Genomic DNA, 15,139 nt, shown 5'->3' on the forward strand with positions numbered 1-15,139 from the left:
CCCCTTTTCATTACATCTTACGTTCGGCCCACACTTAAGAAAAGTCTAGCTCTGCATCCCCTGGATCGTCAACGTTAAATCCGCTGTCCCCTCTCTTATCGACCGATCTGATACATTTTGATACCCCGACATGCCCTATTTATTTGGACTTCACTTGCTGGATGACTGCCAGTCGCACTTGAGAGTAAATAGAAAAAACCGTCCGGACGTGTCGGACGGCTGAGATCCTATAACGGGATGCTCTGCGAACGTTATTTCGCTGCGGTACCTTTTTCGGCGTACGCATCGTTCATTTCTTTCTCGATCTTTTTCAGGTTCGGGTCTTCCTTCAATTTCTTGATGAAATCGTCGTAAGCCTGCATCGACTCTTGACCGAGTATGACTTTGATGCGCATATCATCGACTTTTTTCTTCAGATCCGGCATCAGCTTCGTGTTCGATTCGGAGACGAGTCCGAAGGCCGGGTTCGGGACGATAATTTTTTTGCGTTCGTCCAAAATGCTTTGGTTGCGCGCGTAAATTTCTTTCGTCGTCAGTGAAGGGTCGCCCAGCACCTGCTCGTCGCTCAGCTTCAGGAAGATGTATTGGAACCCTTCTTCGACCTTGTCTTTTTTGAATTGATCGGTCGGCACTTTAAGCCCGTCTTTTTCGTTGAAGTGTACGTCCTTCACTCCGTAGTTGGCCAGTTCGTTCCCTTCCGGGCTATAGCCGTAGTCGAGGAACGACAATATCTTTTTCACCTTGGCTTCCGATACTTTTTTCGGGATGAGGAAATGTCCGTAGAACGGCGCTCCGGACGGCGTAAATTTGCTTCCGGACGGTCCTGCCAGCGATACAAGCGGGATCAGGTTCGCTTCCGGCACCACTTTCTTGATCTCCACCGTACGGGACAGCGCGGCATTCATCGCATAACCGGCGCCCCCGGCCTTGCCGGCGTGAAGCGTATCGTTAATTTGCGAGAACTTCATAATGGCGAAATCAGGAGGGAACAATCCGGCATCGTACGCTTTTTTCAGCCACTGCAAAGCGTCTCGCGAAGCGTCCTCGGTAATGATCGGGTACAGCTTGCCGTCCCGCAGCTTCCAGGCCCCTTGGGTGTCGTTATAGACGTTATAGACAAATCCCATGTATGCCGCGCTTGCCGAATACGGGATCGTGTCCGCTTTGCCGTTGCCGTCCGGATCGCCGTCCTTGAACGCCTTGAGCGTATCGAACAGCTGATCCATCGTTTCCGGCACTTTCAGGTTCAGCTTATCCAGCCAATCCTTGCGCAGCATCGGGAAGACGCCGCCGCCGTGTTTCGGATAAAACCGCGGAACGGAGTAGTTTTTCCCGCCGATTTTGGACATTTCCCACATATCCTTGATCGCGGGATTGGACAAGTTTTTGTAATCTTTAATAAACGGGGTCAGGTCCCAGAAGACGCCTTGCTTGATCATATTGCGGATCTGCTGGTTATCCAGATCTTCAACAAATGTCAGGTCCGGTAAATTGCCCGACGCATACAGCACGTTGAACTTGTCCTCGGCCGTCGTCGCCGGCACCCAGTCGATTTTCAGCTTCGTGTTCGTCCGTTTCTCGAACTCTTTGACGATGGCGTTATTGTCGTCCGGAAACTCCGTTCCATAGCTGAGCGTGTTCATTGTAATTTCGGTAATTTCCGTTTTGCCGCCTTCCGGACTCGTTCCCTTGGCTCCGCCGTCCGTACTTCCGGACGAGCCGGTGCCGCCGCAAGCCGATACGACGAGTGATGTGCCCAGCAAAACGGCGCCTGCCGCTTGCCAGCCTCTGTTTCTTTTGTTCATCTCGGTGACCTCCTATTAATGATAGTGTACAACAAAAACGGATATGTGATCATTCTTTTACAGACCCCACCATTGCTCCTTTGGCAAAGTGCTTCTGCAAGAACGGATACACCAGCATAATTGGTACGGTAGCAATCACGACAGCGGCCATCTTCAGCGTCTCCGTCGGCATTTTCTGGCTCGTCCGGAAATCGGCTACGCTTGCATTGGACGTGCTCGGATCGACGAGCATATTTTGCAGGATGACTTGAAGCGGCCATTTGCGTTGATCGTTGATGAACATAATCGCCGAGAAAAACGTGTTCCAGTAACCGACCGCAAAGAACAGGCCGAACGCGACCATCGCGGGAAGCGACAACGGTAAAATGATGCGGAACCAGATCCCGATCTCATTAGCGCCGTCGATGCGCGCCGCCTCCTCCAGGCTGTCCGGGATGCTGTCGAAAAACCCTTTCATCAGCAGCACGAACCACCCGCCGGTCAAAGCCGGGACAATCAGTGACCAGATGCTGTCGATCAGCCCGACCTGACGGACGATCAGATACGAAGGGATCAGTCCCGGCTGAAACAGCATCGTGAACAGCACGCCGAACATGATGACGCGGCGGAACCGGAGTCTTTTGCGCGATATCGCATAAGCGAGACCCGAGGTGACGATCAGACTGAATGCGGTTCCAACTGTCGCCAGAAATGCGCTGTTGCCGATTGCGTTCAAAAACGTGTCCGTCGACATTAAATAACGGTATGCGTCGAGCGTCCAGTTTTCCGGAAATAAAATGAGCGGTTTCTGATAATATTCCGCCGGATCGGTGAAAGATAAGACGAATGTATAATAAATCGGAAAGATCGAGGCCAGGCTGACAATCGCAAGTACCGCAGCGTTGCCTGTTTCGAATAACCGGTCTCCCCAGCTTCTGCGCATATGATTTCTCCCTCCTGCGGATACGGTTTAATAAACGCCCTCTTCGCCGAATCGTTTGGCCAGCTTGTTGGCGGCGACGACGAGAACGATGCCTACGATCGATTTGAACAGACCGATGGCCGTGCTGTAGCTGAATTGACCTTGCTGCACGCCGTTGCGATACACATACGTATCGAATACGTCCGCCACATTGGATACAGCTCCGTTCATCATCAGGTACACTTGCTCAAAGCCGACATCCATAACGGAGCCGAGTCTCAAAATAAACAAGATGACGATTACGTTGCGAATGGCCGGCAGTGTAATATGCCACATTTTGCGGAACCGCCCGGCTCCGTCGACGACGGCCGCCTCGTACAGCTGCGGATCGACGCCTGCGATCGCCGCGAGGAAAATGATCGTCCCCCAGCCCGCTTCTTTCCACATCACCTGTACGGTCAGCAGTCCCCAGAACATGTCGGGATCGGTCAAAAAGCCGATTCGTTCTCCTCCGAATTCGTGGATAACTTTGTTGATCAGCCCTTCGGATTGCGACAGCATTAAGTACGTCAGCCCGGATATAAGCACCCAGGACAAAAAATGCGGAATGTAGACGACGGTCTGGACGATCCGCTTATACGCCATGCTTCGCAGCTCGTTCAGCATCAGAGACAGCAGGATCGGCAGCGGGAAGAAAAACACAATGTTCATCAAGCTGATCATCATCGTATTGCGCAGCAGCATCCCGAAATCGTCATTGGAGAAAAAACGTTCGAAATGCTCCAGTCCCACCCACTCGCTCTTCAAAATACCGAAGTAAGGCGAGTAGTCTTGGAACGCGATGATCAGCCCGCCGATCGGCACGTATTTGAAAATAATGAAATACAGCAGTCCGGGCAGCGCCAGCAGATACAAATATTTGTCTCTGGACAAATCGGAAGCCAGGCGGCGCAGCTTCGATGTTTTGTCGGACGGTATGGCCGGAGTGGTGGTTGGTGGAGCGCTCGTGTTGGCTTTCAATGCAAGTATCCCCCGTTTCTTTCTTGTGTTAGAATGGTTATTGCCGCTTCGGATGGGCCGGACGGTGTTCTTTATTCCGCACGAAACCGCCTTGGACGGACGGCCTTAACCGGAGCAGCTCTCCTCCGTCTCTTCCATGGCTCCATCCTATAACCTGCAGACCATTTCCGGCAATAATAACATCTTGTAAGCGAAAAGCGTTGATCCTATGCGGATTTCCGGCGATAGTATTGTTTTGCAAAGCGTTGAACTCGGCTATCCGATTAGGTAAAATAGGAAAGGCATCGTCGTTCTTCGCACGGAAGAACGCGGCAACCATTTTCGGCGGAAAGGGACCGGCATCATGAAAAAAACGGAACATCGCAAAGGTTCGTTTTATTGGAAAAGTCTTGTGCTTGTCCTCGCCATCACTTGTCTTCCGGCCTTGCTCATCGGAATCGGCATCTATAATTTTGGTGCCGAACCTATCGTACGCGAGCTGAATCAAGCGCACCAGGAGCAGTTGAATCAATCCATCCGGCAAACCGACGAATATTTGTCCCGTCTGGAGCTGTTCTCCGCCCAGCTTGCGTTTAATCCCGAATTTGACGAATCGCTCGCTTCGTTGAACTTCGCAGAGCAGTTTCAGAAAACGAAGGATTTATACCTCTCTCTCGCTCTGATGAAAGACAGCAATCCGTTAATTTTCGACGTTGCGTTTTATTTGAAAGACTCCGGCAAGGTAATCAGCGACCATTGGGGCGTACGTACGCTGCAGAGCGAAGACAGCGTCCGCGCTTTTCAAGCGCTGCTCGATACGGACCGCAAAATCTATTGGACGGACAGCCTGGCCAAGCTCGACCCGAACCATTCGTCTTACAAAGGCGTAGTAACCAAGCTGTACCCGACGTTCAGCGATCAGCCTTTCGGAGCGTTCCTGATTTATTTGAATCAGGGGGCGCTGGATCAATTGGTCAGCCCGCTTGCTGCCGCAGATGGAAACGCATTCTTGATGAATCCGGACGGCTCGATTCTGTCGGCTCATGACCACGGCGATATCGGACTGCGGGAGACGCTGACCAAGCGGATTCTTGCTATGGAAGCGTCCCAGGATACTTTTGTGTATAAATGGAAGGATACGAGCTATTCCGTCTCGTACGGTCATCTCTCCAGGCTCGGCAAAGACTGGATCTATGTCTCGGCCACCCCTCTCGACCGGATCACCGCCCCGGTGAACGACATGTCCCGCATGATCGTTGCGGTCAGCGCGTTCGGCCTTGCACTGGCGCTGCTGTTGTCGTGGTTTGCGTCCAAACGGATCTATAACCCGATCCAGCGGCTGGTCGGTTTGTTTCATTCGGCCAAAGAAACCGGCAGCGACCGGATGAACGAGATAGCATATATCGAACGCCAATGGAAGCTGCAATTGGACGAGAGCGAGCTTCTGCAAGGACAGTTGCAGCAATCGCTGCCGTCGCTCAGGGAAGGGTATTTGCTGCAGTTTTTGCAAGGGAGAATCATGCCGTTTTCCGATCAAGAAGTGATCGAGAAGCTGCGGCAGTACGAGTGGAACGTGGAAGGAACCCGGTTTGCGTTTCTGGTAGCGGGTTTGTACGGGAAAGGAACGCCGGCTGCTAAGTTTTCCGACCGGGACGAGCAGTTGATCGATTATGCGGCCGCCAACATCATGCAGGAGCTGTGCCGGACCGCGGCCGTTCATGCGCATGCGATCAACTTCCAGAATTCGACCGTCGGCGTCCTGCTCGCGATCGACAATTCGGTACCGGCGCCGAAGGCCAAAGAAACGCTGCTTGCGTTAGCGGCCGATATCGCCTCCGCCTTGAGCGGATTGTTGAAGGTGAACGTAGCGATCGCCGTCGGCAAGCTGACGGATTCGGCGCTCGCCTTGCCCGGACTGCTGGATGAGACGTCCAAAACGCTGCGCAGACGCGATCCGAACGAGCCGATCGACCTATTGGACGTGGAGGATATGCTGCCCGATATGGGCCCTATCGACTTTCCGCTCGAACTGGAGAAAGACATCATTCAATCGATGCGCATGGGGCTTAGCGAGGAAGCGGCTGACGGCGTTCAGAGGTTCGTCGAAGCGATCCGCAGCAAGGCCGGCACACAGATGCACGTCCAGCAGGCGATGCTTAAGCTGCTCGGAAGCGTGTATGACGCCGTATTCCGCGCCGGGATGAATCCCGACAGCGTGTATGGCGGCGCCCATCTGTACGAGGATTTGATGAGACTCCGCAACCCGGACGAGATGATCCGCTGGTTTTCCGTTTCGGTCATCGAACCGTTCGTTCGTTCGGCAACCTCTTCCTTCGATTCCGAGACGAGATCGATCGTCGATCGGGTCGTGGAGGAGCTGCACCGTGACTTGCTGACCGACGTCTCGCTTGATCTGTACGCCAGCCGGTACGGAATCAGTTCGTTCAAGTTGAGCCGCAGCTTCAAGCAAGTGAAAGGCGTCAATTTTATCGATTACTTGACCGGATTGCGGATCGAGAAGTGCAAAGAACTGCTTCTGACGACGGATATGAAAGTCAACGATATCGCCGAAGCGCTCAGATACCAGCCGTCTTACCTGATCCGGCTGTTCAAGAAAAGCACCGAGCTGACGCCCGGCCAGTTCCGCGAGAAGTTTTCCCGGAGTCCCGGATAATTCGCAGCTACAATGCCAAAAGGTTGCCCAAAAGCATCGCATGACACGGGAACCTTCCCATCTCCCAAACGAAAGGACCTCAACTTCCACGGTCAGGTGGAGATTGAGGTCCTTCTTCTCAAAAAAGTTCGGCTTGGCGGTGTTCCAAGCATCGCAAAGTGATGTTGGAGGCAGCTTGGCTTTTTTCGTTTACAAGCCCGCAGTCAGGTGATCCAGGCAAGAGCGAGGCGGCTGTCCCGCTATAAGCGACCCATCCTGCACATAACCCTCTTCCCGCCCCTCCAGTTCCCGGACAAGTCGATTTCTCCACAGACTTAGCGTGTTTTGCATTGACGCTTGCCCCGCCAAGTTAACCCGTTCCTGCGGGTCGTCCTTCAAGTCGAACAGCTGTTCCTCGCCGCTCTGGGAGTACCAGACGTATTTGGATACGCCGTCCGTCACGTAGTGATGCGACAATTGCCCGTAAGCGTGCTCCCCATGGATATAGTCGCGCCAGGCCGTCTCGTCTCCGCGGCACAAGGTCAGCACGCTCTTCCCCTCGACCGATTCCGGAATCGGGACGCCTGCAGCATCAAGCAGCGTAGGCATCAGGTCGCGCAGCTCAACCACATTGCCGATACGGCTCCCGTTTTGCAGACCCAGCCGGCCTCCCGGATCGCAGACGATCAACGGTACTTTGGCACTTCCTTCATAAGGAAGCGCTTTGCGGAAATAATAATGATCGCCGAGCATCTCGCCATGATCCGAAGCGAATACGACCAGCGTATTCCCGTATAGGCCGTACTCCTGCAAAGCGTTCAGCAGCCGACCGATCTGATCGTCCAGATGGGTGATCAAGGCATAATAGCCGGCTCTCGCCCGGTTCAGCCGCCGCTTCGGCAATATACCCGACAGCCCCGTCGGATCGGTTCCGCAACGCGCCGCCGCCTCGACATCGACCCAATCGCCTACCGGAGGCTCCGGCATCTCCAGATCGCGGTACATATCGAAGTAGGCTTGCGGCGGGTCGAACGGCGGATGCGGACGGACGAACGACGTCCATAAGAAAAACGGCTTGCGCGGATCTCTTCTGCGCAAAAAATCGATCGATTGCGTGACCGTCCAATTCGTCGGGTGCAGCCGCTCCTCCAGATGCCAGGGCCGGGTCACCGTAGAGGCGTTGCAGTCAAGACCAAGGTCCGTCAAATCCGCTTCGGCTCCCGCCGTCTGGCGCAGCCAGTGCAAGTAATCGTCGTTCTCGTCATAATGGCTCGCCATCGGCATCCCGCTGTTGCTGCGGCTGTAGTGCAGGTAGCCGTCGTGCAGTACGACGTTATGGAAGCCGCACAAATTGCGGGCCGGATAAACATGCATTTTGCCGACGCATTGGGTATGGTAACCGGCTTTCGCCAGCTCGCCGGGCAGTGTGTGGGGATAATCCCAAGGCACCTTTTCCCGGTAGCCGACTCTTCCATGAGACCGCTGGCTCATGCCGGTGAAGATCGCAGCACGGGCCGGTATACAGGTCGGCGTCGCCGAGTATGCGTTCGCGAACAAAACCCCGCCGCGGGCAAGCTTGTCCAGATTCGGCGTCTCCACGACCGGATGTCCGAGCGCGCTCAGACAGTCGTAACGCATCTGGTCGACTGTAATCAGCAAGAGGTTCGTCTTCATTCGCGTCCCAGCTCCATCGTAGTCCGCCCGGATCGGTTACAGTTGGCAGGTACGACTCTTCCGCTGTCCGGATTGTCGCCGGAGAGGAATCGTGCCGCTGCCGTTTCGAAGGTTGTCATGCGTTCTCCGCCTTTCCTTTATCCTTATCCGATCGCTTGCGTTATCATCATAATCCAGCGTTTCGCAGGATGCCATATACATTCCGTTCGATTTTTTGACCATTTGTGCAATGAAAAACCGTAAGGTAAAAACTCCTGACAATCCTTTTACGTGCAAACCCAAACGTTTGTGCGTGGGAGGGAATGGATACCGGGCTCCAGCCGCTCGTTGAATCGTGTTGTCTTTTTTAGGTCTTGCGGTTACAACACGACTTCAAATGCGGCCCGAGTGTGATTTTGGCGAGGTCCATGCCAAATTCACACCCAAACTTTCCGCTCCAATACCCATTCCCTTTGACTCTTACGTGCTCTCTTCTACATCAAACCTACCACCCTGCTCACTTTAGCACGGTGAAGAACTTAACCATCTGATCTTTCAATGAAAACCGCCAAATGATGGCGGTCTTGAGTTACATTACTTTTTGACTAACTTTTTGGAAAATTGGTCAGCAGCGCCGAATACTTATCGTACCAGATTTTCCATTCGTCTTCCCGCGATTCAATCGTTCTACCGTCCATCAGGGCGATAATAGCATCCAGGCATACATGCCAGCCGGCGAGATCTTTCGGAGTATGATCGGTAAGCTTATGAATGTGCTCAATTAACACGAGTCGGCATCCTTCGGTCTCCGGGTACAACTCGAAACGGACCCGGTCCTCGCCCCACATATATTCGAGCACCGAATACGGTTTCAGTTCGATAATCCGAAGCTCCTCAAACGTGCCGTCCTGCATGTCAAACTTGATCACGCCCCCTTCCCGGAGATCGTCGACCGACAACTCGGCAAACCATTTCGCCAGCTTGTCGTTCTCGGTCAAGTACGACCATACTTTCTCGACGGGATGCTTCAAGCGACGTTCGAAACGGGCTTTGTATCCGCCCGGAACTTGCTCCACAACGGCTAACATCGGGTTCCTCCTCTTTGTTCGCTCGGAATGGGTTTCCTTCTTCTGATTACGGGCCGCAAAAAATTCGATCATAGTATGTTCGGTTACTCCCGCTCTTCATCAAGTGCATTCTCTAAATCGTCCAGCTTGGACGACCAAAATTGCCGGTACGGCTCGAACCAATCCGCGATCTCCTGCAGAGGCTCGGCATTCAGTCGATACAGATGATTTTGTGCTTCTTTACGCACGCTCACCAGATTGGCTTCCCGTAAAATGCGAAGATGCTTCGACACCCCGGGCTGGCTCAATGAAGATAACGCGACCAGTTCCCCGACCGTTCGCTCCCGAAACCGCAAATAGTCAAGCATACGCCTCCGGTTAGGCTCGGCCAGCACTTCGAAAAGTTTGTCCTTGTTCATAAAATTATATTACTTTTCGGTTATATTTCTGTCAAGTTATATAATAAATAATTAATTCTTTATTGCAGTGGGTTATCCACTGAACTATACTCATCTTGAGGTGAGTACCCGTGGTCTATGAACGAATACGGAACATGCGCTAAAATAAGGATCTATCACAAGAGAAACTGTGCGAGTATCTGAACATCAAGCAGCGAACCTACAGCGATTACGAACGAGGGAAGTTGGATATTCCGACAACGCTCTTAATTGCATTGGCCGATTTCCATCAAACGAGCATCGATTATTTGCTCGGCCGCACCGATCAAAAAATGCCTTACCCGTCCCGCGCCAAAAAACGTTCTTGAACTCCGCAAGCCCTTCCCCCTTCGTACCGCTTAACGCTAGAAAGTGCAGCAAATGCCCTACTGACAGGATGCATTTGGCAGGATATGTTCTTGTCCTTCATATGGGTAAGAATATATGTTCTTGTCTTTGGACGTGGACAAGAACATATATCCTTAAAATGAAAAATCACCGAACTAAGCGGATTCCTACGCATACAAGTTCTTTACCCTCGACAGTAAGTGCCCTCAATCGTGATATTGGATATCGACTTGAGTTATTTCGCCGAATCTGGTTATCATGATTATCCCTTTCAATTATGCCAGATATACAGAAAATAGCCTGTTGAGGCTTCTCAACAAGCTGATTCCCTAAGGCAGGCTCTTTATGTCAGTTCAATTATCTAAAAAAACGTCGGTAATTCCCAGAGCAGACTTTATCGAACCTAGTGGAGAAAAAAACTGTGAAGGAGGTGTAGAAGGTTTAGTACCGTTATGAATACCGACTAATACATAATCAAATCTACTTTTGGAGGAATTCCAGTTGAATAGACCTACAAAGCCCCCACTATCCCCAACTACACCTGATGAATTAGTTGTAAGAACAAGGTTGCTTACCGTATTATAACCAGAACCACTCGGAAAAAGTTCGCTATGACCTGTTTTAGTGACAGTACCTGTGTAAACGGTACCGCCTTTAGCCCCTCTTGTATAGACCGTATCTCCAACGTATACATTGTCCTGCTGTCTACCAATAGCCACATTACCAGAAGGTTGATGAGTGACATACCTCGAAACATATGTGTGTGAACTTAAATTGATGTATCCAGCATCGACAGTAGTATCACCGCTTGTCCTACCAGCCCATGTGCCGATACTGTTTGATTGAAAAGGCGCATCATATGGTTGATACCATGTGGCTGTAGATCCATTCCAATCACAATGCCCAGCTGTTACAAGAGAATTCTTATTATTGATTACTGAGTAAAATCCGACAGTACAATCACCCGCTGTATATTTCCCAATGTATGCTCCAGCAGGAATATCGGGTCTATATTTGTTATTATCTTCTGCATTTAATACGATCGGTTCTGTTTTAACAAAAATAACATATTTTGGATCAATGAGATTTAAGATAATATCTTGATTTTCTTTACTATCATTTACAACTGATACATATACCCGATTCTTAAGAATATCAATACCGAAACTTGTAAGGACATTTTTATCCGTTAAACTTGCAATTTTATCTCTAATTTGTTGAAGTTGTTGCAACGTGTAATCAACTTTTTGGAATTCCAGTCGATTACTTTCAGGTGTTTTTCTCGCAATTGATGATGTTATTTCATTTGAAATGTCGGTCAGTAGGATGACTGCTTTCCCAGGCTTCAAATAAAGACCGCCGTAATATTTTTGGTAGTTCGCTTTAATTTCTTTTTCCAGATCAGGTAACTCGTCTCTAAATTTTGAATTACCAATTACTACTGATAGCTCACTCTCGGTAATAGGTCCTGTCATTTGTTCTGATGCGGTATAACTTGTCTTTTGTGAAATAAGTGTTTTTAAGTTTTCTATCGTAATATCTAGGCCGTTTGCTTTTCGAAATTGTAATGCATTATTTAGTAACACTTGAGGATCTAACGGTAATTGCTCAGATATTATTATGTTTCCTTCTTCAATTTTAGGATCTTGGGCAAATGAAATACTGGAACCGGTCACAAAGAGTAGAAGAAATGTAAATAAAATTGCCTTAATGTGGTGTTTCATCTTCAACGGTATTTCCTCCTCTGATTTCTTTTCTCATTTTTCAATACATAGTAGTTCTCTGTGAAACATCACCTCGATTCAATATGTATCTTTAAATCATATATGATACATATAGTTTCATTTACTAATATATACCATAAGAGGAAAGTGAACAACTCAAATATTTATATATACTATTACTTGCATCCTTGGCTCTATAGATTAGCCACTATAGGCCCCCGTAGGGGGGCTTTGCAATTGGCTCACCAGACTAAGCCATGAAATGATGAAAAGATAGCAATAGATTTTCTGTTATAAGAGACATGTGGCGTCGATAATAGGTGGCGCGGTAACGACGCCACCTCTCCAAGGATATTTGAAAAGGCCTCCTCCTTATTTGTTCGGAAGATGGCCTTTTCATGCCGATTTGCTACTGATCCCCATAATCTCAAATTCACCACGTAAAAAACACACCAGGGTTATTCCCAACATACGTATACAAATTAACGTCAGCGGATTCGAAATATCCCCTTCATACGTATCCTCATTTATAAACCGCCCCATGCCAGGATCATTCCAGCGTACATCCCGCCCGTTTCCCCCTACCGCACCTCAAACTCGGCAAACACCGTCTTTTCAATCGACGTCCCTTGGCCATTAACGGTTTTGCCGATCCGGTATTGACCGGGCGCTATATGCTTGAATTCGATCGTCTGCTCCCATTCGCCATTCTCGGCCAACTCATAACCGATAGCTTCTACGCCGATGTTTTTGCCCGTCGGGACAACAGTCCAGTCGTCTCCCTCCTTGCGTTCGAACTTGTAGTCCAATCCGAAAAACAGGGGGGCCGGGCCGGTGTTCAACATCGTAAGGACTGGCTTGGCGCTGCGGGAATACGTCGTCTGATCCAGCTTTAATACCGCTTCCACCTTCTGTACGGGAACTGTAAGAAGCGATAACACCGTATCCTCCACTGCGTTGCCATCCATAATCTCGACGGTCAGGAGATAGTAGGTTCCTTCATGGTCAGGCAGCTTCGTTGAAAAGTTGGAATAGGCAAGCTCCAGATCCATGTGCTCCGTATGCTCGGCCACGCCCCGGATCAATTGCCCCTGCCGGTCGCGTTCGGTCAGCTTGTACCGGATTGTACGAGTTTCGATTCCTTTGGCTTTCTCCGGTTCGATGATGTGCAGCAGTGCGCTTACTTCTTCGCAGGGCTTCTTGTAACCCGCGGCGATCGCCGATCCGATGCCTCTGCCGTCTGTCCATGTACCGGTAGGAGGCTGCACCTCCTCATAGTGCCGGTCCGCCCCGTCTGCATCGCTCTTGGCAAGATTCTTGTTTGCCCCCATCGAGACTGAATAATGAACCGCGTTGGACAGCTGCTTCCCGCTAGCTTGTGGCACGTCTTGCTCTTGAACACATCCAGCCGTCAGGATAACGACCAGAAATACATAGGCTGCCGACAGCAATATTCGAGCCATGTTTCTCCCCATCCCCCTCTACCTTTTTATCTACATTTATTAACGTGGACGGAGGTGAAATTGTTCCTTCATTTTCAGAATTTTACATACCGATATTCTTCGATACTTTGCGAATTGCTCGTACGCGGGCAAACGCAGCAATGCCGCCGCTCTTTCGAACGGCAGCCACATAGCTGATCAACGATCTTGTTCCGGATGAACCGTTATTTTCGGTTAAATGTATCTTTCAAAGGGACGATCCGGTTAAATACCAGCTTATCGCCCGTCGTATACTTCCGATCCGCACAAAAGTAGCCATGACGGAAAAACTGGAACTTTTGCTCCGGACGGGCCTGATTCACAAAGGGCTCCATCCAAGCATCCTTGACAATTACAAGCGACTCCGGATTCAGCACATCCGCCCAATCCCCGTCTTCTTCCCCCGGAATACCCGATTCCAGCAGCAGCTTCTCGTAGAGATGGACATCCGCCTTCACCGCTTGTTCGGCCGACACCCAGTGAATCGTTCCTTTCACCTTACGCCCTGTAAAACCGCTACCGCTCTTCGTAAGCGGATCATACGTGCAGTGCAGCTCCGCGACCTCCCCGGTTACCGGGTCCTTGATCACGTCCTCGCAGCGGATGAAGTAGGCTCCCTTCAGCCGAACCTCGGCATTCGGACTGAGCCGGTGATACCCTTTCGACGGAACTTCCATGAAATCGTCGCGCTCGATATATATCGTTTTGGAAAACGGTACTTCGCGTTTCCCCATCGCCTCGTTTTCGCTGTTATTCTCGATCGGCAGCCATTCCGTGTGATTGTCCGGGTAATTGGTAATGACCACCTTGAGCGGATTCAGAACCGCCATGACACTCACCGTTTGTTGCTTCAGATCTTGTCGGAGGCAATGATCGAGCAGCGAGATATCGACGGTGCTTTGCGTCCGGATACTGCCGATTTCTTCGATAAAGCCGCGAATGCTTTCGGGAGTGAACCCTCTTCGCCGCAGCCCCCGCAGTGTCGGCAGACGGGGATCGTCCCAGCCGTCCACGTGGCCTTCTTCCACCAGCTGTCTCAAAAACCGCTTGCTCGTCACCACGCCCGTCAAGCTCAGCCGTCCGAACTCCCGCTGCCGCGGAGGCTCGGGGATATCCAGCTCCTGTAACACCCATTCATACAGAGGGCGGTGATCTTTGAATTCAATCGAACATAACGAATACGTGATGCCTTCGATCGCATCTTGGATCGGATGGGCGAAATCGTACATCGGGTAGATGCACCAGTCGCTGCTCGTCCTGTAATGCTCGGCATAAACAATCCGGTAAATAATCGGGTCACGCATGTTGATATTTGGCGAGCTCATATCGATTTTGGCGCGGAGCACTTTGGAGGAGGCCGGAAATTCGCCATTTTTCATTTTGGCGAACAGCTCCAAATTTTCTTCCACGGTCCGGTTGCGGTAAGGGCTGTTTTTGCCCGGCTCCGTCAGCGTCCCCCGATATTCGGTTACTTCCTCCGGCGTCAGATCGCAGACGTATGCCTTTCCTTTCCGGATCAAGGTGACCGCAGCTTCGCAGATTTGTTCCGAATAGTCGGAACCATAATAAATATGTGGCCCCGGGTCGTAGCCAAGCCAGCGGATATCTTCGATGATCGCGTTCACGTATTCGATATCTTCCCTGAGCGGATTCGTGTCGTCGAACCGCAGATGAAACCGGCCGTTGAACTTTTGCGCCATCGAATAATTCGTCTGGATCGCATACGCGCTCCCGATATGGAGGTAACCGTTGGGCTCGGGCGGAAACCGCGTACACATGGTCCGATGGAACGGATTCGATTCAAGCTCCTCCACAATCCGTTTATATAAAAAGTGTTCGGTTGTCGGTTCCTTTTCGTTGGTCATAGCGAGTCCTCCTCCTGAGTCTGGGTTTGTGGCAACATGCAAACTTCTCTGCAGTACGTAGTGCCCGGTCCAAGTTAACACGGGTAAAACAAAAAAAACTTCACCTCCAAGACGTTATGTCTTGGGGACGAAGGTTCTCGTGGTACCACCCCAGATTCGTTAATATGTCGCCATATTAACCTCTTCAAGTACGGCATGACAGGCCA

11 protein-coding genes, 1 pseudogene and 1 other annotated feature (1 of these 13 only partly in view) are annotated in these 15,139 nt (G+C 50.8%); of the genes and pseudogenes, 2 read left to right on the forward strand and 10 right to left on the reverse strand.

Annotated features, from left to right (window positions below):
- Positions 1-251: 251 nt before the first annotated feature.
- The 3 genes from IDH45_RS12905 to IDH45_RS12915 are packed head-to-tail and all read right to left on the reverse strand — an operon-like array spanning position 252 to position 3,726.
- Positions 252-1,805, reverse strand: coding sequence for an extracellular solute-binding protein (locus tag IDH45_RS12905; protein WP_190928180.1), 1,554 nt, complete (start codon positions 1,803-1,805; stop codon positions 252-254).
- 49 nt (positions 1,806-1,854) lie between these two features.
- Positions 1,855-2,727, reverse strand: coding sequence for a carbohydrate ABC transporter permease (locus IDH45_RS12910; RefSeq protein ID WP_190928181.1), 873 nt, complete (start codon positions 2,725-2,727; stop codon positions 1,855-1,857).
- A gap of 27 nt (positions 2,728-2,754) precedes the next feature.
- Positions 2,755-3,726 (reverse strand): ABC transporter permease, encoded by a 972-nt coding sequence (locus tag IDH45_RS12915; RefSeq protein WP_397327053.1) that lies wholly within the window; start codon positions 3,724-3,726, stop codon positions 2,755-2,757.
- A 343-nt stretch (positions 3,727-4,069) separates the two neighbouring features.
- On the opposite strand from IDH45_RS12915, the gene IDH45_RS12920 reads away from it, so the two are divergent.
- Positions 4,070-6,379: an AraC family transcriptional regulator gene (locus IDH45_RS12920; protein ID WP_190928182.1), complete on the forward strand. Its 2,310-nt coding sequence runs from the start codon at positions 4,070-4,072 to the stop codon at positions 6,377-6,379.
- A gap of 189 nt (positions 6,380-6,568) precedes the next feature.
- Here IDH45_RS12920 and IDH45_RS12925 read toward each other — a convergent pair whose 3' ends face one another.
- From IDH45_RS12925 to IDH45_RS12935, 4 genes are all read right to left on the reverse strand, one after another.
- The gene (locus tag IDH45_RS12925) at positions 6,569-8,032 is read right to left on the reverse strand and encodes an arylsulfatase (RefSeq protein WP_190928183.1); all 1,464 of its coding nucleotides are present in this window, start codon (positions 8,030-8,032) and stop codon (positions 6,569-6,571) included.
- Entirely contained in the window at positions 8,029-8,151 is a 123-nt protein-coding gene (locus tag IDH45_RS34655) for a hypothetical protein (protein WP_263364809.1), read from the reverse strand. Before IDH45_RS34655 ends, IDH45_RS12925 begins: the two co-directional genes overlap by 4 nt.
- A gap of 465 nt (positions 8,152-8,616) precedes the next feature.
- The gene (locus tag IDH45_RS12930; protein ID WP_190928185.1) at positions 8,617-9,099 is read right to left on the reverse strand and encodes an SRPBCC family protein; all 483 of its coding nucleotides are present in this window, start codon (positions 9,097-9,099) and stop codon (positions 8,617-8,619) included.
- Positions 9,100-9,182: 83 nt separating this feature from the next.
- Positions 9,183-9,497, reverse strand: a complete 315-nt coding sequence (locus IDH45_RS12935; RefSeq protein ID WP_190928187.1) for an ArsR/SmtB family transcription factor — start codon at positions 9,495-9,497, stop codon at positions 9,183-9,185.
- A gap of 158 nt (positions 9,498-9,655) precedes the next feature.
- Here IDH45_RS12935 and IDH45_RS12940 point away from each other — a divergent pair.
- Positions 9,656-9,844: pseudogene (locus IDH45_RS12940) on the forward strand (helix-turn-helix domain-containing protein); the annotation flags it as partial.
- Between the two features lie 372 nt (positions 9,845-10,216).
- Here the strand turns inward: IDH45_RS12940 and IDH45_RS12945 are convergent.
- From IDH45_RS12945 to IDH45_RS12955, 3 genes are all read right to left on the reverse strand, one after another.
- On the reverse strand, positions 10,217-11,593 hold the full coding sequence (locus tag IDH45_RS12945; protein WP_190928189.1) for a chymotrypsin family serine protease: 1,377 nt from the start codon (positions 11,591-11,593) through the stop codon (positions 10,217-10,219).
- 575 nt (positions 11,594-12,168) lie between these two features.
- Positions 12,169-13,050 carry an immunoglobulin-like domain-containing protein gene (locus tag IDH45_RS12950; RefSeq protein ID WP_190928191.1) on the reverse strand — a complete coding sequence of 294 codons (882 nt, stop codon included), beginning with the start codon at positions 13,048-13,050 and terminating at the stop codon, positions 12,169-12,171.
- Between the two features lie 203 nt (positions 13,051-13,253).
- Positions 13,254-14,933: a glutamine--tRNA ligase/YqeY domain fusion protein gene (locus IDH45_RS12955; protein ID WP_190928193.1), complete on the reverse strand. Its 1,680-nt coding sequence runs from the start codon at positions 14,931-14,933 to the stop codon at positions 13,254-13,256.
- Between the two features lie 120 nt (positions 14,934-15,053).
- Positions 15,054-15,139, reverse strand: a binding site (T-box leader) (it continues 167 nt past the right edge of the window).

The sequence above is a fragment of the Paenibacillus oceani genome, assembly GCF_014705615.1.
Taxonomy (GTDB): domain Bacteria; phylum Bacillota; class Bacilli; order Paenibacillales; family NBRC-103111; genus Paenibacillus_AB; species Paenibacillus_AB oceani.

Excerpts from the sequence above, each read along its gene's own strand:
- IDH45_RS12905 (WP_190928180.1), bottom strand. The coding sequence starts at position 1,805 with ATGAACAAAAGAAACAGAGGCTGGCAAGCGGCAGGCGCCGTTTTGCTG.
- IDH45_RS12910 (WP_190928181.1), bottom strand. The coding sequence starts at position 2,727 with ATGCGCAGAAGCTGGGGAGACCGGTTATTCGAAACAGGCAACGCTGCG.
- IDH45_RS12920 (WP_190928182.1), top strand. The coding sequence starts at position 4,070 with ATGAAAAAAACGGAACATCGCAAAGGTTCGTTTTATTGGAAAAGTCTT.
- IDH45_RS12925 (WP_190928183.1), bottom strand. The coding sequence starts at position 8,032 with ATGAAGACGAACCTCTTGCTGATTACAGTCGACCAGATGCGTTACGAC.
- IDH45_RS34655 (WP_263364809.1), bottom strand. The coding sequence starts at position 8,151 with ATGACAACCTTCGAAACGGCAGCGGCACGATTCCTCTCCGGCGACAAT.
- IDH45_RS12930 (WP_190928185.1), bottom strand. The coding sequence starts at position 9,099 with ATGTTAGCCGTTGTGGAGCAAGTTCCGGGCGGATACAAAGCCCGTTTC.
- IDH45_RS12935 (WP_190928187.1), bottom strand. The coding sequence starts at position 9,497 with ATGAACAAGGACAAACTTTTCGAAGTGCTGGCCGAGCCTAACCGGAGG.
- IDH45_RS12950 (WP_190928191.1), bottom strand. The coding sequence starts at position 13,050 with ATGGCTCGAATATTGCTGTCGGCAGCCTATGTATTTCTGGTCGTTATC.
- IDH45_RS12955 (WP_190928193.1), bottom strand. The coding sequence starts at position 14,933 with ATGACCAACGAAAAGGAACCGACAACCGAACACTTTTTATATAAACGG.